Annotated in this window: 20 protein-coding genes; 5 read left to right on the forward strand and 15 right to left on the reverse strand. The window is 57.1% G+C overall.

What is annotated here, in order from left to right; translation table 11 throughout:
• Positions 1–87 precede the first annotated feature (87 nt).
• A complete protein-coding gene (tesB, locus tag OHJ17_RS19445; protein ID WP_002891899.1) occupies positions 88–951 on the forward strand; it encodes an acyl-CoA thioesterase II in 864 nt (287 codons plus the stop codon).
• Between the two features lie 54 nt (positions 952–1,005).
• Here the strand turns inward: tesB and amtB are convergent, their stop codons facing one another.
• From amtB to OHJ17_RS19470, 5 genes are all read right to left on the reverse strand, one after another.
• Positions 1,006–2,292 carry an ammonium transporter AmtB gene (amtB, locus tag OHJ17_RS19450; protein WP_004152876.1) on the reverse strand — a complete coding sequence of 429 codons (1,287 nt, stop codon included), beginning with the start codon at positions 2,290–2,292 and terminating at the stop codon, positions 1,006–1,008.
• A gap of 33 nt (positions 2,293–2,325) precedes the next feature.
• Complete coding sequence (glnK, locus tag OHJ17_RS19455) at positions 2,326–2,664, reverse strand: P-II family nitrogen regulator (RefSeq protein WP_002891893.1); 339 nt, start codon at positions 2,662–2,664, stop codon at positions 2,326–2,328.
• 243 nt (positions 2,665–2,907) lie between these two features.
• Entirely contained in the window at positions 2,908–4,686 is a 1,779-nt protein-coding gene (locus tag OHJ17_RS19460; protein ID WP_004223030.1) for a SmdB family multidrug efflux ABC transporter permease/ATP-binding protein, read from the reverse strand.
• Positions 4,679–6,451, reverse strand: a complete 1,773-nt coding sequence (locus OHJ17_RS19465) for a SmdA family multidrug ABC transporter permease/ATP-binding protein (protein ID WP_004147344.1) — start codon at positions 6,449–6,451, stop codon at positions 4,679–4,681. Before OHJ17_RS19465 ends, OHJ17_RS19460 begins: the two co-directional genes overlap by 8 nt.
• A gap of 43 nt (positions 6,452–6,494) precedes the next feature.
• On the reverse strand, positions 6,495–6,953 hold the full coding sequence (locus tag OHJ17_RS19470; protein WP_002891873.1) for an Lrp/AsnC family transcriptional regulator: 459 nt from the start codon (positions 6,951–6,953) through the stop codon (positions 6,495–6,497).
• Positions 6,954–7,068: 115 nt separating this feature from the next.
• On the opposite strand from OHJ17_RS19470, the gene OHJ17_RS19475 reads away from it, so the two are divergent.
• Positions 7,069–8,121, forward strand: coding sequence for a PLP-dependent cysteine synthase family protein (locus OHJ17_RS19475; RefSeq protein WP_002891871.1), 1,053 nt, complete (start codon positions 7,069–7,071; stop codon positions 8,119–8,121).
• 44 nt (positions 8,122–8,165) lie between these two features.
• On the opposite strand, the gene cof is transcribed toward OHJ17_RS19475, so the two are convergent.
• The gene (gene cof, locus OHJ17_RS19480; RefSeq protein ID WP_004151335.1) at positions 8,166–8,984 is read right to left on the reverse strand and encodes an HMP-PP phosphatase; all 819 of its coding nucleotides are present in this window, start codon (positions 8,982–8,984) and stop codon (positions 8,166–8,168) included.
• Between the two features lie 127 nt (positions 8,985–9,111).
• Here cof and OHJ17_RS19485 point away from each other — a divergent pair, with 127 nt between their 5' ends.
• Together OHJ17_RS19485 and queC are read left to right on the forward strand one after the other, a co-directional pair.
• Positions 9,112–10,812 (forward strand): SgrR family transcriptional regulator, encoded by a 1,701-nt coding sequence (locus tag OHJ17_RS19485; RefSeq protein WP_004177251.1) that lies wholly within the window; start codon positions 9,112–9,114, stop codon positions 10,810–10,812.
• A 66-nt stretch (positions 10,813–10,878) separates the two neighbouring features.
• Positions 10,879–11,580, forward strand: a complete 702-nt coding sequence (gene queC, locus OHJ17_RS19490; RefSeq protein WP_002891863.1) for a 7-cyano-7-deazaguanine synthase QueC — start codon at positions 10,879–10,881, stop codon at positions 11,578–11,580.
• A 111-nt stretch (positions 11,581–11,691) separates the two neighbouring features.
• Here queC and OHJ17_RS19495 read toward each other — a convergent pair whose 3' ends face one another.
• From OHJ17_RS19495 to bolA, 9 genes are all read right to left on the reverse strand, one after another.
• A complete protein-coding gene (locus OHJ17_RS19495; protein ID WP_002891860.1) occupies positions 11,692–12,093 on the reverse strand; it encodes a YbgC/FadM family acyl-CoA thioesterase in 402 nt (133 codons plus the stop codon).
• Between the two features lie 111 nt (positions 12,094–12,204).
• Entirely contained in the window at positions 12,205–12,573 is a 369-nt protein-coding gene (locus OHJ17_RS19500; protein ID WP_004191677.1) for a helix-hairpin-helix domain-containing protein, read from the reverse strand.
• A 148-nt stretch (positions 12,574–12,721) separates the two neighbouring features.
• Complete coding sequence (ppiD, locus tag OHJ17_RS19505; RefSeq protein ID WP_004177252.1) at positions 12,722–14,596, reverse strand: peptidylprolyl isomerase; 1,875 nt, start codon at positions 14,594–14,596, stop codon at positions 12,722–12,724.
• 214 nt (positions 14,597–14,810) lie between these two features.
• Entirely contained in the window at positions 14,811–15,083 is a 273-nt protein-coding gene (gene hupB, locus OHJ17_RS19510; protein ID WP_002444653.1) for a nucleoid-associated protein HU-beta, read from the reverse strand.
• Between the two features lie 209 nt (positions 15,084–15,292).
• Positions 15,293–17,647, reverse strand: coding sequence for an endopeptidase La (gene lon, locus OHJ17_RS19515; RefSeq protein WP_004151336.1), 2,355 nt, complete (start codon positions 17,645–17,647; stop codon positions 15,293–15,295).
• Positions 17,648–17,830: 183 nt separating this feature from the next.
• On the reverse strand, positions 17,831–19,105 hold the full coding sequence (gene clpX, locus OHJ17_RS19520; protein ID WP_002891807.1) for an ATP-dependent protease ATP-binding subunit ClpX: 1,275 nt from the start codon (positions 19,103–19,105) through the stop codon (positions 17,831–17,833).
• Between the two features lie 250 nt (positions 19,106–19,355).
• Complete coding sequence (clpP, locus tag OHJ17_RS19525) at positions 19,356–19,979, reverse strand: ATP-dependent Clp endopeptidase proteolytic subunit ClpP (RefSeq protein ID WP_002891804.1); 624 nt, start codon at positions 19,977–19,979, stop codon at positions 19,356–19,358.
• 309 nt (positions 19,980–20,288) lie between these two features.
• Positions 20,289–21,587 (reverse strand): trigger factor, encoded by a 1,299-nt coding sequence (gene tig / locus OHJ17_RS19530; protein ID WP_004147333.1) that lies wholly within the window; start codon positions 21,585–21,587, stop codon positions 20,289–20,291.
• Positions 21,588–21,932: 345 nt separating this feature from the next.
• Complete coding sequence (gene bolA / locus OHJ17_RS19535; RefSeq protein ID WP_002891649.1) at positions 21,933–22,250, reverse strand: transcriptional regulator BolA; 318 nt, start codon at positions 22,248–22,250, stop codon at positions 21,933–21,935.
• A 302-nt stretch (positions 22,251–22,552) separates the two neighbouring features.
• Here bolA and OHJ17_RS19540 point away from each other — a divergent pair, with 302 nt between their 5' ends.
• The gene (locus OHJ17_RS19540; RefSeq protein ID WP_002891647.1) at positions 22,553–23,131 is read left to right on the forward strand and encodes a lipoprotein; all 579 of its coding nucleotides are present in this window, start codon (positions 22,553–22,555) and stop codon (positions 23,129–23,131) included.
• Positions 23,132–23,134: the final 3 nt, after the last annotated feature.

Raw genomic sequence — 23,134 nt, forward strand, 5'->3', positions numbered from 1 at the left:
TATTACACCCATCGGACCACTTGCGATTCCAGGTTATACTTGGCCACATTACGCGCGCTGCGCCGCTATTGTTAATTGAGGATAAGTATGAGTCAGGCACTCTCTAACCTGCTGGCATTATTAGATCTGGAAAAAATTGAGGAAGGGTTGTTTCGCGGGCAGAGCGAAGACCTGGGGTTACGTCAGGTTTTTGGCGGCCAGGTAGTGGGTCAGGCGCTGTATGCGGCAAAAGAGACCGTGCCCGTTGAGCGTCTGGTTCATTCGTTTCACAGCTACTTTCTTCGCCCCGGCGATAGCCAGAAGCCGATCGTTTACGATGTGGAGGTGCTGCGCGACGGCAACAGCTTCAGCGCCCGTCGGGTAGCCGCCATCCAGAACGGGAAGCCGATTTTCTATATGACCGCCTCCTTCCAGGCGCCAGAGAATGGCTATGAGCATCAGAAAGCAATGCCGGCCGCCCCCTCCCCTGACGGCCTGCCTTCGGAAACCGATATCGCTCGCAAGCTGGCGCATCTCCTGCCGCCGCAGGTGAAAGACAAATTCCTCTGCGATAAACCGCTGGAGATCCGTCCGGTGGAGTTTCATAACCCAATGAAAGGCCATATCGCCGAACCGGTGCGCCAGGTCTGGCTGCGCGCCAACGGCGCCGTCCCTGACGATCTGCGTATTCATCAGTATCTGCTGGGCTATGCTTCAGACTTTAACTTCCTGCCGGTGGCGCTGCAGCCGCACGGCGTTGGTTTCCTTGAGCCCGGCATGCAGGTCGCCACCATCGACCACTCTATGTGGTTCCACCGGCCGTTTAATATTAATGAATGGCTGCTTTATAGCGTCGAAAGCACCTCGGCCTCCAGCGCCCGCGGCTTCGTTCGCGGCGAATTCTACACCCAGGATGGCACGCTGGTTGCCTCAACGGTTCAGGAAGGGGTGATGCGCAACCGCAACGCATAAAAAAAGCCTCCCGGACGGGAGGCTTTTCGCTATCAGGAGAGAATGGCTTTTTTATCAGGCGTTATAGGCGTTTTCGCCATGGCTGTTGACGTCCAGCCCTTCGCGCTCCTGCTCTTCCGGCACGCGCAGCCCGACGGTCATATCCGCCACTTTGTAGCCGATGAACGCCACAACGCCGGACCAGACCACGGTGATGGCGATACTTTCCAGTTGCACCAGCAGTTGATGGCCCATGGTGACGCCTTCCGCATAACCGACGCCGCCCAGAGAAGTCGCCGCGAAGATACCAGTCAGGATACAGCCGACGATGCCGCAGACGCCGTGAACGCCGAAGACGTCGCAAGGATCATCCACACGCAGCCAGCGTTTCAGCGCAGTCACGCCCCAGATACCCGCCAGGCCAGAGGCGATACCGACGATCAGCGCCCCGCCGACACCGATATAACCACACGCCGGCGTAACGCCAACCAGACCGGCAATTGCCCCGGAGCAGGCGCCCAGCAGTGAAGGTTTGCCGCGCAGAGCCCATTCGCCAAAGGTCCACGCCAGGATAGCCGCAGCGGTCGCCACGACGGTGTTAACGAACGCCAGGGCCGCAATTTCATTCGCTGCGCTGGCAGAGCCGGCGTTGAAGCCGAACCAGCCCACGTAGAGGATAGCGGTGCCAGTGAACACCATCGGCAGGTTATGCGGTTTGAACGCTTCTTTGCCGAAGCCCACGCGTTTGCCCATCATATAGGCGCCCACCAGCCCGGCGACCGCGGCGTTGATGTGCACAACGGTGCCGCCGGCGAAGTCCAGCGCGCCATGGGTCGCCAGCAGACCGCCGCCCCAAACCATATGCGCAATCGGCACGTAGGAGAGTGTCATCCACACCACCACGAAGATCAGTACCGCGGAGAAACGAATACGTTCCGCCAGCGCCCCGACAATCAGCCCGACGGTGATGCAGGCGAACGAGCCCTGGAAGGCCACGTGGATATACTGATAGAAGGTGCCCATCAGCGCTTTCAGCTCAATATTTTTCAGCATCACCCAGTCAAAGCTGCCGAAGAAGCTGCCGCCGGTGCCGAAGGCCAGGGTATAGCCATAAATCACCCACAATACGCAGACCAGGCCAAAGGTGACAATCACCTGAGTCAGCATGGACAGAACGTTCTTACCGCGGATCAGGCCGCCGTAAAACAGCGCAATCCCCGGGATAGTCATAAACAGAACCAGCGCGGTGCAAATCATCATAAACGCGTTATCGGCTTTGTCCGCCACCGCAGGCGCGGCCATCGCCAGCCCCGGCAGAAGGGCTAATGCCCCCAGACCCGATTTCATTGTTGCCATTTTCATTGTTTCGTTCCCCATCACTGTGTGGTCTGGAAATTACAGTGCCGCTTCGTCAGCTTCGCCGGTACGGATGCGAATGACGCGCTGCAATTCAGCGACGAAAATTTTGCCGTCGCCAATTTTTCCGGTGTAAGCCGCTTTGCTGATGACATCGATGACTTCATCCAGCTGATCGTCGGCAATCGCCACATCAATCTTCACTTTTGGCAGAAAGTTGACGCTATACTCGGCGCCGCGGTAGAGCTCCGCGTGACCTTTCTGACGGCCAAATCCTTTGACTTCAGTGACCGTCAGGCCCTGAATGCCGATGGAAGACAAAGCTTCACGCACGTCTTCCAGTTTGAATGGTTTGATTACCACGGTAACCAGCTTCATAAGTCCCCTCCAGTCAGTATTCGGTAATGGCCGCAGCTAACACGATGGATATAAAGCAAGGGCTATGCCAGAAATGAAAAAAGGCCGCAAAGCGGCCCTTTGATGGCAAAAAACAGGGGACAGGTCAGGCAATATCCTGCGCAACGGCGCCTGGCGCGCAAAAATGCACCACAACAGTGCATTTGATGTAACGTTTTTGCACCATGGCAGGCCGCCCAGCGTTCCCTGCCTGCTGGTGGTGCATCAGGCGCTGAGCGACTCCTCTCTGGCGCTGGCCGCCAGCTCTTCGCCGGCCAGCTGCAGCTGATACATCTGCCAGTAGCGGCCTTTCGCCGCCAGCAGCTGCTGATGGGTGCCCCGCTCGACAGCCTGACCTCGATGCAGAACCAGGATGGTATCGGCCTCCACAATGGTCGACAGCCGATGGGCAATAACCACGAGGGTGGTATGCTGGCGGACCTTCGTCAGCGCCTGCTGGATCGCCTGCTCGGTACCGGAGTCGATGTTTGCCGTCGCCTCATCCAGAATCAGTACCTGCGGGGTGTCCACCAGCACGCGCGCCAGCGCCAGCAGCTGCTTCTGCCCGACGGAGAGATTATTGCCCTGCTCGCCCAGTTGGGTGTACAGCCCATCGCTCATGCTGCGCGCCACCGCCGCCAGCTGCACCGCCTCCAGCGCTTCCCAAACCTGCGCCTCACTGATGTCCCGGCCCAGCGCGACGTTGGCGTAGAAGGTATCCGCCAGCACTACGGGATCCTGTTGCACCATCGCGATGCCCCGACGCAACGCGCTGTGGCTGAGGGATGCGAGCGGTCGACCATCGATGCGGATCTCGCCGTGGGTTAACGGGTAATAGCCCATCATCAGACTGGCGAGGGTACTTTTTCCGCTGCCGGTATGTCCGACCAGCGCCACGAAGCTGCGGGAGGGAATATCCAGCGTGATATCCTGGAGAACCAGACGGTCCCCCCGGTAAGCAAAGGAGAGATGGTCAATTTCCACCCGACCGCTGCTCAGCGGCGCGTCATCCGTACCCCACGCCTGGCGCGGGCGATCCATCAGCTCGAAAACGCGCTCGCCGGCGACCACCGCCTGCTGCAGCATCGACTGCTGGGTGGTCAGCTCGATAAGCGGCTCGTTAAGGCGTCCAAGATAGCTGATAAACGCGTACAGGACCCCGACCTCGATCGTGCCCACCGCGCTAAAGCCGAACAGCATCAGCAGCCCGCACAGCACCAGCGAGGAAAAAAGGCTCAGCAGCGGGCGCAGCAGAAAACCGTCCAGGCGCAGCGTCTGCATCCGCGCCAGATAGTGGGCATAGCTGGCCTCGCGCATCCGTTCGCCAAAGCGCGCCTGCTGGCGGAACTGCTGGATGACGCCCATGCCGTTGATCACTTCGTTGAAGCCATCGTTGATGTCGGCAAGCCAGGCGCGCACCCGCCGCACGATCGGCGTGCTATAGCGCTGATAGATAATCATCACGATCAGCACCGCCGGGAAAATCGCGATCGCCACCAGCGCCATCCGCCAGTCGAGGCTAAACATCGCCACCAGCATCGCGCCGATCAGCGCGGCGCTGCGCAGTACCGTAGCCACCACCGTCACGTACAGATCGCGAATGACTTCCGTATCGTTGGTTACCCGTGAGATAAGCTGCCCAACCGGCTGGGTATCAAACTCGCTGAGCGGCTGATGCAGGGCGGCATCCATCACGTCGCTGCGCAACTGCTGGACGACGCCGACCGCGGCGCGGTTAAACAGCAGCGACTGGTTATAGTGCAGGAGCGCCGCCAGCAGCTGCAGGCCGATATAGGCTACCGCCAGGCCGGCCACCAGCTTCAGCGGCAGCGTATGTTTCGCCACCATGTTGTCGATGAAATAGCTGATAAGCAGCGGGCCGCTCACTTCCGCCGCCGCCGCAATCCACATCATCGCCACCGCGATGGCCAACGGCTTGCGCCACGGTGAACCATAGGCCAGCAGGCGTTTAAGCGTCGGCCAGAGTTCGGTAAAGCTACGCATCCAGGGCCTCCTCTTGCGTCTGCGGAACCTCGTCGAGCGCGGCCTCCAGCTGCTGATATCGATACATGTCGCGGTACCAGCCGGGCTGCACGGCCAGCGCCTCGTGGCGGCCTCGCTGGGCAATATGCCCATGCTGCAGTACCAAAATTTCACTGGCCTCGGTGAGCGCCGACAGGCGGTGGGCGCTGATAATGACCGTCCGCCCCTCCCCCCACTGGCGCAGGTTATGCAGGATCTGGTGCTCGGTGCGGCCATCCACCGCCGATAAGGCATCGTCGAGGATCAAAATTTCGGCCTCCAGCAGCAGGGCGCGAGCAATAGAGATGCGCTGTTTCTGGCCGCCGGAGAGCATCACGCCGCGCTCGCCCACTTCGGTCTCGTAGCCCTGAGGCAGACGCAGAATGTCGTCATGCACGCTGGCCAGTTGAGCAACCCGCTCAATCTGCGCCTGCGTCGCGTCCGGTTTTCCCAGCGCGATATTATTGGCGACGGTATCGGAGAATAAAAATGGCGTCTGATTGACCACCGCCAACCGGGCGCGCCAGCTGTCGAGCTGCAGAATCGGCAGCGGCAGATCGTGAAAGCGGATCTCGCCGTGAGTGACGTCAAAATGGCGCTGCAGCAGCGCCAGAATGGTGCTTTTGCCAGCGCCCGTCGGCCCGCAGATGCCCAGCATTTGCCCCGGCTGGAGAGTAAAATTTACCTGCTCCAGCGAAGGTTTGCTCGCCTGCGGATAGATGAAATCGCGGATAGCAACCTGCAGGACGCCGCGGCCTGCCGGCACCGCCTCGGTCCCGTCATCCACCGCCGGCGCCTCTTCAAGCATCGTGCGGATACGACCATAGGCCGCGCTACCGCGCTCCACGATGTTAAACATCCACGCCAGCGCCAGCATCGGCCAGATCATCAGGCCAAGATACATCACGAAGCTGGTCAGCTGGCCCAGGGTCAGGCTGCCGTGGATCACCATCCAGCTGCCGCCGCCGATGGCCAGCAGGTTAGCGGCCCCGATGGCGATATAGATGGTGGGGTCGAAGCGGGCGTCAATGCGCGCCACGCGCATGTTTTTCGCGCCGGTATCGGCAGCATCGGCAGCAAACTGCGCCGACTGGCGATCCTCCAGCCCAAACGCCTTAATCATGCGGATGCTGGTCAGGCTCTCCTGCGTGCGATCGTTGAGGCTGGAAAAGGCCGCCTGAGCAACGCGAAAACGTTCGTGAAGCGCATCGCCGTTACGTTTGATCGCCAGGGCCATCAGCGGCATCGGCAGCAGCGCCAGCAGAGTAAGCTGCCAGCTAATCTGCGTCGACATTACAATCAATACCGCACAGCCCATCACCAGGGAATCCACGAGGGTTAATACTCCTTCGCCAGCGGCAAACACCACCCGGTCCACGTCATTGGTGGCGCGGGCGATAAGATCCCCAGTGCGATGGCGCAAATAGAACGCCGGATGCTGGCGGCTCAGTTGCCGGTAAAAATCTTCCCGCAGCTCAACCGCCAACTGGTAAGAAGCGCCGAACAACAGCACGCGCCAGACATAGCGCAGCAGGTAGACCATCACCGCGATCAGCACCAGCGCGCCGATCCACATCCACACCTTCTCCGCGGTGTAATGCTGTTGCGTCACGCCGTCGACCACAATGCCCACCACCTTCGGTGGAATAAGCTGCAGGACGGCAATAATGACCAGCAGGGCAATTGCGCCAAGATAGCGGCGCCACTCCCGGCGGAAGTACCAGCTGAGTTGAGCAAATAATCGCAAGCAATAAAATCCTGATTTTGTAATGGGTTACGGCGCAATACCGTTATTCGACAGGCAAGGCGGTGGTATATTTTATCTGTTCCATGGCAAAACTCGAAGTGACATCCGACAGACCAGGCACACTGTTCACTAAACGTTTATAAAAGTCGTCATAGCGTTTCATATCAGCCACCTGCACCCGTAGCAGGTAGTCATACTCCCCCGCCATCCGCCAGAAGCCGAGCACTTCCGCCATCTGCGTCACTTCGCTCACGAACTGACAGTACCAGTCGCTGCTATGATGCTGAGTCTTGATCAGGACGAACGCCGTCAGCCCCAGCCCCACCTTTTCCGCGTCCAACAGGGCGACGCGCCCGCGGAGAATACCCTCGTCTTCGAGCCGTTTCAGGCGTTTCCAGCAGGGCGTGGTGGTCAGATTAACGGCATCGGCCAGCGCCTGCAAAGAGAGGGTGCAATCTTCCTGCAGTAGCGCCAGCAGCTTACGGTCAATTTTATCTAGCATTGGGCATCCTCAGAGAAAATTTTGCTCTCATAATGGTAATCCACAGGTTAAATGGCAACAAATTTTCCTGCGCTTTCCGCTAAGCTAGGCACAAAATGACAAACAGGAAATCACGATGAATAGCGCCTGGGTTAAACATGCCATTAGCGAAATCAACGCTGACTATCAGCGCTCCGCCGACACGCACCTGATCCGTCTGCCGCTGCCCGCTTTTCCGGGCATCCACCTGTATCTGAAAGATGAAAGCACCCACCCCACCGGCAGCCTGAAGCATCGCCTGGCGCGGTCGCTGTTTCTCTATGGCTTGTGCAACGGCTGGATCAAAGAAGGCACGCCAATTATAGAGTCCTCCTCAGGGTCAACCGCCGTTTCGGAGGCCTATTTCGCCCGCCTGCTGGGGCTGCCGTTTATCGCTGTGATGCCCTCCTGCACCGCCAAGCGCAAAATCGAACAGATCGAGTTCTACGGCGGACGCTGTCATTTTGTGCAGAGCGCCGGCGAAATCTACGCGGCTTCCGAAACGCTGGCCCGCGAGCTGAACGGCCATTATATGGATCAGTTTACCTTCGCCGAGCGGGCCACCGACTGGCGCGGCAACAACAATATCGCCGACAGTATTTTCCGCCAGATGAGCCATGAGCCGCACCCGCAGCCGTCATGGATCGTCATGAGCGCCGGCACCGGCGGCACCTCAGCGACCATTGGCCGCTATATTCGCAGCCAGGGCTACGAGACGCAGCTGATGGTCGTTGATCCGCAGAATTCGGTGTTCCTCGATTACTGGCAGACCCGCGACGCCAGCCTGCGCAGCCCGGTCGGCAGCAAAATTGAAGGCATAGGACGGCCGCGCGTCGAGCCGTCGTTTATTCCCGACGTTGTCGATGAGATGCTGCGCGTGCCGGATGCGGCGAGCGTAGCCACCGCCCTGTGGCTGGAAACGCAGCTTGGGCGCAAGGTCGGCGCCTCGACCGGCACCAATATGTGGGGCGTATTGCAGCTGGCCGCGCGGATGCGCGAAGAAGGTCGCACCGGCTCGATAGTGACACTCCTGTGCGACAGCGGCGAGCGTTACCTGGAAAGCTATTACAACCCGCAGTGGGTGGCGGACAATATCGGCGATATTGCGCCCTGGCAGGCGGAGATCGCCGGTCTGGTCGAAAGGCGATAAAAAAAGCCAGATAGAAGCCTATCTGGCTTGCTGGAAGGGTCTCTCTATTCGGGGGAATAAGGAAGATCAGGATTATCCAGCCAATGAGTTAAAAAATGGGAGACTGCCTGATTCCGGCAGTCGCCAATTACCGGCAGATGCGGCAGCTCGGCTTTCAGCTGCGGCATCGCGTTGCCCATGATGAACCCCCGCCCAACGCTGCCCAGCATCTCGCGGTCGTTCATCGCATCGCCGAAGGCCATGCACTCCTGCAGGGTGAAGCCTAAATGCTGGCTGAGCACCGCCAGCGCCGCGCCTTTATTGCAGCCAACCGGCAGCACCTCCAGACAGTCCATTGCCGAGAAGCAGAGAAATGCGCGATCGCCCAGCGTCTCATTCAGCTGGATCCGCAGACGGCGCAAATCGTCATGATCGCCGCAGAAACAGATCTTGGTGACATGCTGCGCCGACATACGCTTCAGATCGCACAGTTGATAGTGAAAGCCGCTGAATACATGCGCTTGCAACAATTCAGGCCTTGCCTGGCCGGTGAACCAGCCGCCATCGTTAAAGACGTGCATGCTGGCCTGGGTATCCCATTTGCCGTGCAGCACCGCTTCCGCCGCTTCGGGAGCGAGATCCTGGCGATAAAGCTCCTCCCCTTCCAGCGAATGGATGCGCGTCCCGTTGCCGGTGATCAGAAATGCATCAAGGGAAAATTCGCCAATCACATGGTGCATCTCCAGCACATGGCGGCCGGTGGCGAAGGTCAAGGTGATGTCGCGCTCACGCAGCCGTTTCAGCGCGGAAAGCGTCTTTTCTCCAAGACGATGGTCCGGCATCAGCAGGGTGCCGTCCATATCAAATGCCGCCAGTTTTGCCATGGTATATTCCCCGATGTGTGATGGGCTTCGCTTGTGTTGCAGTATCTCCTGGGATATACGGAAGTAATAGTGAATAGATATTATTAATTGTTCCGGGTTTACAGCGGCCCGGTGGACGACGGCCCCCATGCGACTCTTACACCGTTTAAATCAATACCAGCGCCTATGGCAGCCCTCAGCCGGGGCGCCGCAGCAGGTCACCGTCGGCGAACTGGCGGAGCGCTGTTTTTGCAGCGAGCGCCACGTCCGTACTCTGCTGCGTCAGGCGCAGGAGGCCGGGTGGCTAAGCTGGCAGGCCAGCTCCGGGCGCGGCAAACGCGGACAGCTCTCATTTCACAAAACCCCGGAAAGTCTGCGCAACGAGATGATGGAGCAGGCGCTGAACAACGGTCAGCAGCAAACCGCGCTGGAGCTGGCGCAGCTTGCCCCGGTGGAGCTGAAAGCCCTGCTCCATCCCTTCCTCGGCGGTCAGTGGCAAAACAATACCCCCACGCTGCGTATTCCTTACTATCGCCCGCTGGAGCCGCTGCGTCCCGGCTTTCTCCCCGGCCGCGCCGAACAGCATCTGGCCGGACAAATCTATGCCGGGCTGACGCGCTTCGACGAAGGCGACAATATGCCGATCGGCGATCTGGCGCACCACTGGCAGGTCTCCCCGGACGGCCTGCGCTGGCATTTTTATATCCGCTCCACGCTGTGCTGGCACAATGGCGATACGGTGGAAACCGCGCAGTTGCGACAGCGGTTACTGCTGCTGCTTGAGCTGCCCGCCTTGCGGACCCTCTTCGCCAGCATCAGCCGTATCGATGTCACCCATGCCCAGTGTTTAACAATAACCCTGCATCGCCCTGACTACTGGCTGCCGTTCCGCCTCGCCAGCTACTGCAGCGTGCTGGCGCATCCCGACGATCCGGCCATTGGCTGCGGACCGTTCCGCCTGAAGCGGTTTAGTCCGGAACTCGTCCGCCTGGAAAACCATCCCCGCTACCACTTGCAGCATCCGCTGATCCAGGCGGTGGAGTACTGGATCACTCCTCAGCTCTTTGACCGCGATCTCGGCACCAGCTGCCGCCATCCGGTGCAGATCACCATCGGCGATCGCGAAGAGCTGCATAATCTGCGTCAGGTCAGCAACCGTATCAGCCTTGGCTTCTGCTATTTGACCCTGCGCCACAGCCCTCGGCTTAGCAAAGCGCAGGCCCAGCGGCTGGTGTCGATAATCCATCACTCGTCGCTACTGGATACGCTGCCGCTGGAGGAGGATCTGATTACGCCAAGCCATGAGGTGCTGCCGGGATGGTCCATCCCGCAGGGACCGGCAAACAACGCGGTACCGCTGCCGGCCAGGCTCACCCTGCTCTATCATCTGCCGGTCGAGCTACATGCGATGGCCGAACAGCTGAGGCAACGTCTGGCTCTGCTGGGCTGCGAGCTGACGCTCCTGTTTCACGACGCTAAAAACTGGGAAGGCTGCCAGCATCTGGGGCAGGCCGACCTGATGATGGGCGACCGTCTGATCGGCGAAGCGCCGGAGTACGCCCTGGAACAGTGGCTGCGCTGCGATATGCTGTGGCCTAATTTGCTGACCGGGGCGCAATATGCTCATCTGCAGGCGACATTAGACGCGGTGCAGTCTCAGCCCGACGCTCGCAGCCGCAACGATGCGCTGCGCAACGTATTTAACAGCCTGATGGAAGACGCCATCATGACGCCGCTGTTCAAGTATAACTATCGGATCAGCGCGCCACCGGGGGTCAATGGTCTGCGCCTCAACGCCCGGGGCTGGTTCGACTTCGCCAGCGCCTGGCTGCCGGCCTCGTCGACGTGAGAGAGCTGGTGATGGAGGGCGTCTGGCGCTACCATATCGCCTTTATTCATTTAGTCAGGAATTGCCATGAAACGCGCCGTAGTTGTCTTCAGCGGAGGACAAGATTCAACCACCTGTCTGGTGCAGGCTCTGCAACAGTATGATGAAGTGCATTGCGTCACTTTTGATTATGGCCAACGCCACCGCGCGGAAATCGACGTTGCGCGCGAACTCGCCCTGAAACTGGGCGCCGTCGCGCATAAAGTGCTGGACGTCACTCTGCTCAACGAACTGGCAGTCAGCAGCCTGACCCGCGATAACATTCCGGTACCGGACTATCAGCCTGATGCCGAGGGCATTCCCAACACCTTTGTCCCCGGGCGTAATATTCTGTTTTTAACCCTGACGGCAATCTACGCCTATCAGGTAAAAGCCGAAGCCATCATCACCGGCGTGTGCGAGACCGACTTCTCCGGCTACCCGGACTGCCGCGATGAGTTTGTCAAAGCGCTGCACCACGCCGTCAGCCTGGGGATGGCGAAAGACATTCGCTTTGAGACGCCGCTGATGTGGCTGAATAAAGCCGAGACCTGGGCGCTCGCCGACTACTGGGGTCAGCTGGATCTGGTGCGCCGGGAAACCCTCACCTGCTACAACGGCATTAAGGGCGATGGCTGCGGCCAGTGCGCCGCCTGTAACCTGCGCGCAAACGGACTCAACCAGTATCTGGCGGACAAGGTCGGGGTAATGGCGGTGATGCAGCAAAAAACCGGACTGGCGCAGGCATAATCTCCGGGGATCGATTTACCGGAACTTTGGCTCAAATTCCCCGGTGGCGCGATGCTTACCGGGGCTACGGGTTCATCACCTGCCGTGGGCCCGCCACTCGCACGACGGTTGTCAGCGCAGGTTCATCTGGTCAAGTTTTGCACGCAATTCCCCTTCCAGCGGCAGCGCCTTCTGGGTTTTCAAATCGATACAAACGAAGGTAATCAGCGCATCGGCCACTACTTCGCCATTGGGGTTGAGGGTGACCACCTGGCTTAGGGTGCCGCTTTTGCCGTTGAGTTGCTCCAGTTTGCTGCTCACCGTCAGCACATCGCCCAGTACCGCCGGACGACGATAGTTAATATTGATATTCACCACCACGAAGGCGATGTTTTTCTCCATCATCCACTGAAACGCGGGGCTGTTTTCCAGGCCGTCCCAGCGGGCTTCCTCAAGGAACTCCAGGTAGCGAGCGTTGTTCACATGCTGGTAGACGTCCAGATGATAGCCGCGAACTTTAATTTGTGTCTGCATAGCATTAATGCCTTTCTGTTATTGTTGTTTATGAGGTAAGAGGTCACACCACTTGATGCAACCTCTTTATCCTGGCAAAAAATCACCGCTGTGCAAGGTCTGGCATAAAATTTACAGCGTCAGATGGGCTAAATTGCGCTCCACCAACGCGCTCCCCATTCCCGGGACCTGCTTCAGATCATCGAGGGTTTTGAACGGCCCGTACTCTTCGCGGTAGCTGACAATAGCCTGGGCTTTTTTCAATCCTACGCCATTTAACGCCTGCGCCAGCTGTTCGGCGCTGGCGCGGTTAATGCTGACCTTTGTCGCCCCGTTGTCAGCCTCGCCGGGCACCGCTTCCGCCTTCGCCGAAGAGGACGCCTGCACATTTTCTTTATTCACCGCCGCTTTGCCGCTGGCGGGTGCCGCCAGCGCCCCCTGTACCCCTACCGCAAAAACCAGAACGCCCGCGGCCATCAGTGCTTTTATTCCATATTTCATGCTGATATCTCCTTGTGTGTAGACAGCAAGGTCACGATAGCGTCAGTGCGGATGGTCGACAAAAGGCAAATCACAGAAATGGAAAGGGCCGCGAAAGCGGCCCTTGAGGATTACATCGTGTTGCTCATTTTTGCGAGACGACGCGAAATTACTGCTGCTGGTCGATGCTGTCGCCGAGCTTAATTTTCGCCGCCTTGCGCAGGTTGCTCATCAGCGCTTCGAAAGCGATTTGGGCATTGTTCTGGGTGATCCCCTGAACCATGGCCTTCTTCTGCTCTTCCGGCATGCTGCCGGCTTTCACCTCATCCAGCGCTACCAGCACCACATCGCCTTGCATATTGCTGCCCACGCCGTAGACCGGTTTACCCTGCTGCGGCAGCGGCAGGGTAAATGCCAGCTGGCTCAGCGGATCCTGGCCGGTACGAGAAAGCGTCTGCGGCGCGCCAAAGCTCAGGCCAGCCGCCTTCATCGCTTCATCGCCTTTGCCGTCTTTCAGCGCCGCCAGCAGCTTGTCGGCCTCCAGTTTCGCCTGCTGTTCCGCTTTATTGTGCTTAACGATATCGCTAACCTGTGCCTTCACTTCGGCAAGCGGCTTCACCGCCTCGGCTTTGTGTTCGCTAATGCGCAGAACAAAAGCGCGATCGCCGTCAACGGTAATGATATCGGAGTTGCTGCCCGGCGCGCCGTTCTCACCCACCAGACCGCCGTTGAAAATAGCGTCAGCGACCGGTTTAAAGTTCAGCTCCTCCGGCAGGTTATCGCGGCCAAACCAGCCGGTTTCTACGACCTTCAGCCCGGCGACCTGCGCTGCGCTCGCCAGCGATTCATTATCGTTGCTGGCCGCATCGCTCACCTTCTGCTGCAGCGCGTAGTAAGCATCCAACGCTTTTTCCTGCTTCACTTTCGCCGCAATGTCATTACGCACGTCAGCCAGCGGCTTCACCTGCGCCGGCTGGACGTCGTCCAGACGAGCTACCAGGAAGCCAACCGAGGATTTGATCACGCCAGACAGCTGGCCTTTCTCTTTCAGCCCGGCATCTTTCAGCTCAGGCACGGTAGAGGCATCTTCCATCCACCCCATATCGCCACCGTTGCGGGCAGAGATAATATCGGTCGATTTTTCTTTCGCCAGCGTGGCGAAGTCCGCTCCTTTTTGCAGCTCGGCCAGTACCGCTTTCGCATCGGCTTCAGTTTTGGTCTGAATCACGCTGTAGCGGTTGCGCTGCGGCTGAGTGAACTGATCCTTGTGCTGGTCGTACCATGACTGAATCTCTTCGTCAGAGGCGCTCTCCTGCATGCTGGCGGCATCCATTTTGATGTAGCTGACGCGGAACTGCTCCGGCGCCATAAAACGGGCCTGATTCTGCTGCCAGAAGGCGTTGATTTCCTCATCGCTGGCGGTCTGTTTTGCCGCCAGGGCATTTACGTTGATGGTCGCTTCGCGGACCACCCGCTGTTGAGATACCAGCGCCGCCAGCTGATCGGACTCGCCCGGCAGCATGAAGTCGGTACCCGCAATGGCGTTAATCAGCTGCTGCGTGGTCAGCTGGTTACGCAGCGCCTGGGCGTACTGATCGGTGGTCATCCCCATCTGGGCGACAATACCGCTGAAACGCTGGTTGTCGAACTTACCGTTCGTCTGGAACGCCTGGGTCTGGAAGATCGCCTGCTTCACCTGCTCATCGCTGATGCTGAGGCCCAGCTCGCGGGCATACTGATCCAGAAGCGACTCATCGATCAGGCGGTTCAGCACCTGCTGGCGCATGGTTTTCATGTAGTTTTCGTTCGCCGCCAGCTCGGAGAATTGATCGCCAAGCTGCTGCTGCATACGGTTACGTTCGCTGGCGACGGCGTTTTCAAACTGCCCACGGCCAATCTCCTGGCCATTCACTTTTGCGGCATAGTTTTTGCCACCGCCAATCAGGTAACCACTCACCCCGGTCAAAATGAACGAGACGATAATGATACCGAAAATAATCTTGAGCACGACGCTGTTGGCGGCCGTGCGTAGGTTGTCCATCATGGTGTAACAACGCTCCGCTGTAGATGACTTTAGCTCGCGCAGCATAGCACGTGATGGCCGCCGCGCGTGAGGACGTATTTTGACAAGAAAACAGGGTGATTGTCAGCCCACAAGTGGCGATAAACACACATAAAGTGGTCTGAAAAGGCAATAAAAAAGGCACATCTCACGATGCGCCCTTGTACTTCGTCACATTCCCTGACGGGAAAGCCGATCAGTTCACCGCGTCTTTCAGCGCTTTACCAGCACGGAAGCCCGGCACTTTTGCGGCAGCGATAGTAATTTCTTTACCTGTTTGCGGGTTGCGACCAGTACGGGCGGCACGTTCTTTAACAGCAAAGGTACCAAAACCTACCAGCGCAACGTCATCCCCAGCCTGCAGAGATTCAGTAACAGAAGCGATTAAAGCATCTAACGCACGTCCAGCTGCAGCTTTAGAAATGTCCGCACCCGCAGCAATTTTGTCAATCAGTTGAGATTTATTCACTGTTCTCTTCCTCTCTTTATAATTTATATCGCACCTGAGTCCTTCATAGTGCGACCGCGCAGCAGTTATATCAGGACTGTCATGCCCTTACAACAGCAGTTGTCGATGACCCCCCTGCCAGCGATCTAAGTTAGCTACACAAAAAAAGGCTGGCAAGTCCGAAATGACTTACCAGCCCTATTTTTATTAGCGCAATTTGCGCAGAATCACTATTTCGCGGTCACAACCTGCATGCCGAACGGTTCGTTCTGCAGCGCAAGTGTCAGAACTTCCTCGATTCGTTTCACCGGATGGATATCCAAATCGGCGATAACGTTATCCGGAATTTCTTCAAGGTCGCGTTTGTTCTCATCAGGAATCAGAACAGTCTTAATGCCGCCGCGATGCGCCGCCAGCAGTTTTTCCTTCAGACCGCCGATCGGCAGCACCTGACCACGCAGAGTGATTTCACCGGTCATCGCCACATCAGCGCGTACCGGGTTACCGGTCAGGCAGGAGACCAGCGCCGTGCACATGGCAATACCCGCGCTCGGACCATCCTTAGGCGTCGCCCCTTCCGGCACGTGCACGTGAATGTCACGCTTCTCGTAGAAGTCGGCGTTAATGCCCAGCTTGTCAGCCCGCGAACGTACCACCGTCAGCGCAGCCTGAATCGACTCCTGCATCACCTCGCCCAGCGAGCCGGTGTAAGTCAGCTTGCCTTTGCCCGGCACGCAGGCGGTTTCGATGGTCAGCAGATCGCCGCCCACTTCCGTCCACGCCAGACCGGTCACCTGACCGACGCGGTTCTCACTATCGGCGCGGCCATAGTCGAAGCGCTGTACGCCGAGATAATCATGCAGATTCTCACCGTTAATTTCGATGTGTTTCAGCGATTTATCCAGCAGCAGTTGCTTAACGGCCTTGCGGCACAGCTTGGAGATTTCACGCTCCAGGCTACGTACCCCCGCTTCCCGCGTGTAGTAACGAATAATGCCGATAATGGCGCTATCGTCGACGGTCAGCTCGCCTTTCTTCAGCGCATTACGTTCGATCTGCTTCGGCAGCAGATGACGTTTGGCGATGTTCAGTTTTTCATCTTCGGTATAGCCGGAGAGACGAATCACTTCCATACGGTCCAGCAGAGGCGCCGGAATGTTCATGGAGTTGGAAGTCGCCACGAACATCACGTCGCTGAGATCGTAATCCACTTCCAGGTAGTGGTCGTTAAAGGCCACGTTCTGTTCCGGATCCAGCACCTCAAGCAACGCGGAAGCCGGGTCGCCGCGCATGTCGGAAGACATTTTGTCGATCTCGTCCAACAGGAACAGCGGGTTTTTGACACCCACTTTCGCCATTTTCTGGATCAGTTTGCCCGGCATCGAGCCAATGTAGGTCCGACGATGACCGCGGATTTCCGCTTCATCGCGCACGCCGCCAAGCGCCATACGAACGTATTTCCGTCCGGTCGCTTTGGCGATGGATTGACCCAGAGAGGTTTTACCTACCCCCGGCGGTCCCACCAGACAAAGGATTGGCCCCTTGATTTTGTTCACCCGGCTCTGCACCGCGAGATATTCAAGGATGCGATCCTTCACGCGCTCCAGGCCATAGTGATCGGTATCGAGGATCTCCTGGGCCTGACGCAGGTCTTTTTTGACCTTACTGCGCGCATTCCACGGCACCTGCACCATCCAGTCGATGTAGCCACGCACGACGGTCGCTTCCGCAGACATCGGCGACATCATCTTCAGCTTCTGCAGTTCCGCTTCGGTTTTTTCTTTCGCCTCTTTCGGCATTTTCGCCGCGTCGATCTTACGCTTCAGCGCTTCGTTTTCGTCCGGGGCGTCGTCCATCTCGCCGAGTTCTTTCTGAATCGCTTTCATTTGCTCGTTCAGATAGTACTCGCGCTGAGATTTCTCCATCTGCTTTTTGACGCGGTTGCGAATGCGCTTCTCAACCTGCAGCAGATCGATTTCCGATTCCATCATCGCCATCAGATATTCCAGACGTTCGTTAACGTCGGACATCTCAAGTACAGACTGCTTGTCAGCCAGCTTCAGCGGCATGTGCGCCGCGATGGTATCCGCCAGGCGCGCCGGATCGTCGATGCTGTTCAGCGACGTCAGCACTTCCGGTGGGATCTTCTTGTTCAGCTTGATATAGCCTTCAAACTGGCTGATAGCGGTGCGAACCAGCACTTCCTGCTCGCGTTCGTCAATCGCCGGCGAGTCGAGATACTCCGCTTTCGCCGAGAAATGCTCGCCATTATCAGACAGCGCAGAAATGCGAGCACGCTGCAGCCCTTCGACCAGCACCTTCACGGTGCCGTCCGGCAGCTTCAGCATCTGCAAAATAGACGCCACGGTTCCAACGGTGAAAAGATCGTTTACACCCGGCTCATCCGTCGACGCTTCTTTCTGCGCAACCAGCATGATTTTTTTATCATGGTCCATGGCCGCTTCGAGGCAACGGATAGATTTTTCCCGCCCTACGAACAGGGGTATGACCATGTGCGGATAAACCACCACATCGCGCAATGGCAATACGGGGATTTCAATGCGTTCAGAACGCTCAGGATTCATAGAGCTCTCTCTTAGTTTAAAGTCCGCCAGGTAGCCGACGACGCCACACTCCACTGCATCGTCGTTAATATGTAATCCAGTATATGGGGATGTATTCCACACATTCAACGGCGGGAATGCAGGAAAAATAAAAGGGGAGATAAAATCCCCCCTTTTTGTTAACTGCTTGAGTGAAATGGTTAATTATTCACCAGATGCCTGCTGAGCTTCCGGTTTGCCGTAGATCAGCAGCGGTTTGCTCTGACCGGCGATAACCGACTCATCAATGACCACTTTTTCGACATCTTCCATCGAAGGCAGGTCATACATGGTATCCAGCAGCGCCGCTTCCACAATTGAGCGCAGGCCACGGGCGCCGGTTTTACGCGCCATCGCTTTCTTGGCGATAGCGTCCAGCGCTTCGTCGCGGAATTCGAGCTCTGCGCCTTCAAGGCTAAACAGCGCCTGATACTGCTTGGTCAGGGCGTTTTTCGGCTCTTTCAGGATCTGGATCAGGGCTTCTTCGCTCAGCTCGTTCAGGGTCGCCACTACCGGCAGACGGCCGATGAACTCCGGGATCAGACCAAACTTGATCAGATCTTCCGGCTCGACCTGAGCCAGCAGTTCCCCTTCGCTCGCTTTGTCGGACTTCGCTTTTACCGTCGCGCCAAAACCAATGCCGGAGCCGGTTTCCACACGGTGGGAAATCACTTTGTCCAGGCCAGCGAACGCGCCGCCGCAGATAAACAGGATCTTGGAGGTATCAACCTGCAGGAACTCCTGCTGCGGATGTTTACGCCCGCCCTGCGGCGGAACGGCGGCAACGGTCCCTTCGATAAGCTTCAGCAGCGCCTGCTGCACGCCTTCGCCTGAGACGTCGCGCGTAATCGACGGGTTATCGGATTTACGCGAAATTTTGTCGATTTCGTCGATATAAACGATGCCGCGCTGCGCTTTCTGCACGTCGTAATCGCACTTCTGCAGCAGTTTCTGAATGATATTTTCGACGTCCTCACCCACATAACCCGCTTCGGTCAGGGTAGTGGCGTCCGCCATGGTAAACGGCACATCCAGCAGGCGCGCCAGCGTTTCCGCCAGCAGCGTTTTACCGGAACCGGTCGGCCCGATCAGCAGGATGTTGCTTTTACCCAGCTCTACGCCATTGCTGGTATCGCCATTGCGCAGACGCTTGTAGTGGTTGTATACCGCGACCGCCAACACCTTCTTCGCCTGTTCCTGACCGATGACGTAGTCATCAAGGTGGTGGCGAATCTCGTGCGGCGTCGGCAGCGCGCTGCGCTCGCGGTGCGGCGCCACTTCTTTAATCTCTTCGCGAATGATGTCGTTACATAAATCAACGCATTCGTCGCAGATATACACGGATGGCCCGGCGATCAGCTTACGCACTTCATGCTGGCTTTTGCCGCAAAAAGAGCAATACAACAATTTGCCCGATCCATCTTTGCGTTTATCTGTCATGAGTCCAAACCTCTTTTTAAGTTCTTTGTGCCGCACACGACGACGCAAATGCCATTCTCAGGCGCAAGCCGCCATATAGCGTTGTGCCGCCCTTCATTAGTATATACACAAAATCCTTCGCGCTACATCGAGCCGGTAGCGAAGCCACCGGCCGCAAGCCTGCCAGACAAGCGGCCGAATAAAAGCCAACCGCTCGCACAGACGTGGCGAGAAGGATGAAGCGTAAAGCGGCACCCTTGCGCCTTGGGCATCAATTACGATGGGTCAAAATAGAGTCGACCAGCCCGTACTCCACGGCTTCCGCAGCAGACAGGAAGCGGTCACGCTCGGTGTCACGCTCAATCTGCTCAAGAGACTGGCCGGTATGATGCGCCATCAGCTCATTCATGCGTCCTTTCACCTTCAGGATTTCACGGGCGTGGATCTCAATATCCGTCGCCTGTCCCTGATAGCCGCCCAGCGGCTGGTGGATCATCACGCGGGAGTTCGGCAGGCAGAAGCGCTTGCCTTTCGCCCCGGCGGTCAGCAGGAACGCGCCCATAGAAGCGGCCTGCCCCATACAGATGGTGCTGACATCCGGCTTGATGAACTGCATGGTGTCATAAATCGACATCCCGGCGGTGATTACCCCGCCCGGAGAGTTAATGTACAGGTAAATGTCTTTTTCCGGGTTTTCCGCTTCCAGAAACAGCATCTGCGCCACGATCAGGTTTGCCATGTGGTCTTCGACCTGGCCGGTCAGAAAAATGACGCGTTCCTTAAGCAGACGGGAGTAGATATCAAAAGAACGTTCACCGCGTGAGGTCTGTTCAATGACCATCGGCACCAGGGCCATATGGGGTGCAAAGTTATCTCGTTCGCCACTGTATGACATTTCCGTCTCCTGGAGTAATTTTAAAATACCTGCTGCACTGATTGTAACCTTACGGACGGATTATCAGCCACAGTTTCTATCCGCTGAATGCGTCACCGCCTCTTCAATACGCGTGCGATTGCGGATGCAGTTGCCTCCCCCGGTAATGGGGATGGTGTTGCCATATTTCAAGCATAACAAGCTTTTGCTGTAACGCTATCATGGTTAATGCGTTTTCGCACCGTGCCTGTGGCTATCATTATCTTAAAAAAAAACCCGCCGCCTTTCGGCAACGGGTTTTTGCTCGAACCTTAAACGATAGCGGCGAAATTACGCCTGCTGGTTCATCAGTTCGTTGAAGGAAGTGGCTTTTTCAGACACTTTGGCTTTCGCCAGCACGGCTTCAACAGCCTGCTCTTCCAGCGCCACGTTGCGCATGTTGTCCATCAGCTCTTTGTTCTTGCTGTAGAACTCAACGACTTCAGACGGATCTTCGTACGCAGAAGCCATCTCTTCGATCAGGGCTTTTACGCGCTCTTCGTCAGCTTTCAGCTCGTTGGTGCGGATCACTTCGCCCAGCAGCAGACCAACAACGACGCGACGTTTAGCCTGCTCTTCGAACAGCTCGCGCGGCAGTTCCAGAGCCTGTTTCTCGTTGCCGCCGAAACGCTGAGCAGCCTGACGACGCAGCACGTCGATTTCGCTGTCGATCAGGGCAGCCGGAACGTCGATCTCGTTGGCTTTAACCAGACCTTCGATAGCCTGAGACTTCACGCGGTTACGCACAGCGCCTTTCAGCTCGCGTTCCATATTTTTACGCACTTCAGCGCGCAGGCCAGCGACGGAACCATCTTCCACGCCGAAACGTTTGATGAACTCTTCGGTCAGCTCAGGCAGTTCACGCTCTTCGACTTTCTTCAGGTTGATAACGAACTTAGCCGCTTTACCTTTCAGGTTTTCTGCGTGGTACTCTTCCGGGAAGGTCACGTCGATGGTGAACTCTTCACCCGCTTTGTGGCCTTTGATACCGTCTTCGAAGCCCGGGATCATGCGACCCTGGCCCATCGCCAGTACGAAGTCAGAGGCTTTGCCGCCTTCGAACTCTTCGCCGTCAACAGAACCGGTGAAGTCGATGGTTACGCGATCTTCAGCGTCAACCGCGCCTTCTTTTTCTTTCCAGGTCGCCTGCTGCTTGCGCAGAGTTTCCAGCATGGTATCAACGTCAGCGTCGGTGACTTCAACAACCGGTTTTTCAACTTCGATCGCGTCCAGACCCTGCAGTTCAACTTCCGGATACACTTCGAACTCTACCGCGTAGGTGAAGTCTTCGCCCAGTTTGTATTCGCCCGGAACGTAGTTCGGCGCGCCGGCCGGATTGATTTTTTCTTTGATGATCGCGTCAACGAAATGACGGCTCATCAGGTCGCCCAGCACGTCCTGGCGAACGGAAGCGCCATAGCGCTGAGCAACAATATTCATCGGCACTTTGCCTTTACGGAAGCCGTCAATGCGAACTTTTTTCGCTACGTTGACCAGCTCGCTTTTGACAGCATTCTCGATGCTGTCAGCGGCGATAGTAATCGTTACACGGCGCCCAAGGCCCTGAGTGGTTTCAACTGAAACTTGCATCTTGTTACCTCAAAAAAATCACAGTGCTCGGTCAACTCTGGAAGCGCGTGTAGGTGGCTTCGCAGAACCGGGATGCCCTCTTCAAATCAGAAACACATTCCCTGTCGTCAGAATCATCCCGAAGACATTCATATATAAGACGCGGCATTATAGCGGCATCACTTTTGTGAGTCGAGAACGGTTGTCGCCTGATGCTGCGGCATTTTTCACATTTCCCGCTCAAATTTGCCCGCAAAAGCGCTGACTTTGCGCATTTTCCAGGCAAAACAAAACGGCCCGTAGGCCGTTTTTGCTAAATCTGCAAGCAACATACTGGAAAAGCGCCAGCGGTTGCAAATGGGATTTCTAAGCGATACTCCCTGCGCCGCGGCACGGCGGCGAAGCAAATACCGTATCCTGTAATGCTTCCCATTCTTTAATCGTGTAGGTGTGCAGCGCCAGGGCATGCACCGTATTCGACAGCTCCTCGGTTAGCGTGCCGTAGATCATACGGTGGCGATTGAGGAAACGCTCGCCAGTGAAGCGATCGCTCACTAACACCACTTTAAAATGACTTTCAGAGCCCGCAGGGACGTTGTGACGATAACTTTCATCCACGACTTCGAGATACATCGGGTCGAACGCTGCTCTAAGTTTTGCTTCGATCTGTTCACGTATCATCATGAATTTTCTCCTCCGACAACGCTGAGATGCCGCCACTCCATTTAAATGTTAGCCGCTTTTACCGCTTCCATTAGGAGAAAACAACAAAAAATTAGCATTGTTCTGATATTTTCATTCAAAAGTATCACGTTTACTGGCTCTGGTCGCCAGATCCGTCGGGGAACGAGCCATTAACCGTGGCGGGACGCTCAGAAAACCGCCAGCACGATGGATTTACACGCGTTGCCACTTCCCCTTGCCGTTGGCAATGCTATGATGGCGGTAATTTTCCTTATAACAACACCATGCGTTGAGACCTGAACATGCTTAAGAAGATTCTTTTCCCGTTGGTCGCCATGTTTATGCTGGCAGGATGCGCCACGCCGCCGACCACCATTGAAGTATCGCCGAAAATCACGCTGCCGCAGCAGGATCCAAGCCTGATGGGCGTGACCGTCAGCATCAACGGCGCCGATCAGCGTCCGGACCAGGCGCTGGCGAAAGTGACGCGTGATAATCAGCTGGTCACTCTCACCGCCTCCCGCGATCTGCGCTTCCTGCTGCAGGAAGTGCTGGAGAAACAGATGACGTCTCGCGGCTACATGATTGGCCCGAACGGCGCGGTCGATCTGCAGATCATCGTCAACAAACTCTATGCTGACGTCTCTCAGGGTAACGTGCGCTATAACATCGCCACCAAAGCCGATATCGCCATCATCGCCACCGCGGCAAACGGCACGAAAATGACCAAAAACTACCGCGCCAGCTACTCCGTTGAAGGCGCCTTCCAGGCCTCAAACAAAAACATCGCTGATGCCGTCAACAGCGTCCTGACCGATACCATCGCCGATATGGCGCAGGACACCAGCATCCACGATTTCATCAAGCAAAACGCGCGTTAATGC

Source organism: Klebsiella sp. KP20-425-1, assembly GCF_025813515.1.
Lineage (GTDB): Bacteria > Pseudomonadota > Gammaproteobacteria > Enterobacterales > Enterobacteriaceae > Klebsiella > Klebsiella pneumoniae.

Bases quoted from the DNA above. Each gene is read 5' to 3' on its own strand.
- tesB (WP_002891899.1), top strand. From the start codon at position 88: ATGAGTCAGGCACTCTCTAACCTGCTGGCATTATTAGATCTGGAAAAA.
- amtB (WP_004152876.1), bottom strand. From the start codon at position 2,292: ATGAAAATGGCAACAATGAAATCGGGTCTGGGGGCATTAGCCCTTCTG.
- glnK (WP_002891893.1), bottom strand. From the start codon at position 2,664: ATGAAGCTGGTTACCGTGGTAATCAAACCATTCAAACTGGAAGACGTG.
- OHJ17_RS19460 (WP_004223030.1), bottom strand. From the start codon at position 4,686: ATGCGTAGCTTTACCGAACTCTGGCCGACGCTTAAACGCCTGCTGGCC.
- OHJ17_RS19470 (WP_002891873.1), bottom strand. From the start codon at position 6,953: ATGCTAGATAAAATTGACCGTAAGCTGCTGGCGCTACTGCAGGAAGAT.
- OHJ17_RS19475 (WP_002891871.1), top strand. From the start codon at position 7,069: ATGAATAGCGCCTGGGTTAAACATGCCATTAGCGAAATCAACGCTGAC.
- cof (WP_004151335.1), bottom strand. From the start codon at position 8,984: ATGGCAAAACTGGCGGCATTTGATATGGACGGCACCCTGCTGATGCCG.
- OHJ17_RS19485 (WP_004177251.1), top strand. From the start codon at position 9,112: ATGCGACTCTTACACCGTTTAAATCAATACCAGCGCCTATGGCAGCCC.
- queC (WP_002891863.1), top strand. From the start codon at position 10,879: ATGAAACGCGCCGTAGTTGTCTTCAGCGGAGGACAAGATTCAACCACC.
- OHJ17_RS19495 (WP_002891860.1), bottom strand. From the start codon at position 12,093: ATGCAGACACAAATTAAAGTTCGCGGCTATCATCTGGACGTCTACCAG.
- OHJ17_RS19500 (WP_004191677.1), bottom strand. From the start codon at position 12,573: ATGAAATATGGAATAAAAGCACTGATGGCCGCGGGCGTTCTGGTTTTT.
- ppiD (WP_004177252.1), bottom strand. From the start codon at position 14,596: ATGATGGACAACCTACGCACGGCCGCCAACAGCGTCGTGCTCAAGATT.
- lon (WP_004151336.1), bottom strand. From the start codon at position 17,647: ATGAATCCTGAGCGTTCTGAACGCATTGAAATCCCCGTATTGCCATTG.
- clpX (WP_002891807.1), bottom strand. From the start codon at position 19,105: ATGACAGATAAACGCAAAGATGGATCGGGCAAATTGTTGTATTGCTCT.
- clpP (WP_002891804.1), bottom strand. From the start codon at position 19,979: ATGTCATACAGTGGCGAACGAGATAACTTTGCACCCCATATGGCCCTG.
- tig (WP_004147333.1), bottom strand. From the start codon at position 21,587: ATGCAAGTTTCAGTTGAAACCACTCAGGGCCTTGGGCGCCGTGTAACG.
- bolA (WP_002891649.1), bottom strand. From the start codon at position 22,250: ATGATGATACGTGAACAGATCGAAGCAAAACTTAGAGCAGCGTTCGAC.
- OHJ17_RS19540 (WP_002891647.1), top strand. From the start codon at position 22,553: ATGCTTAAGAAGATTCTTTTCCCGTTGGTCGCCATGTTTATGCTGGCA.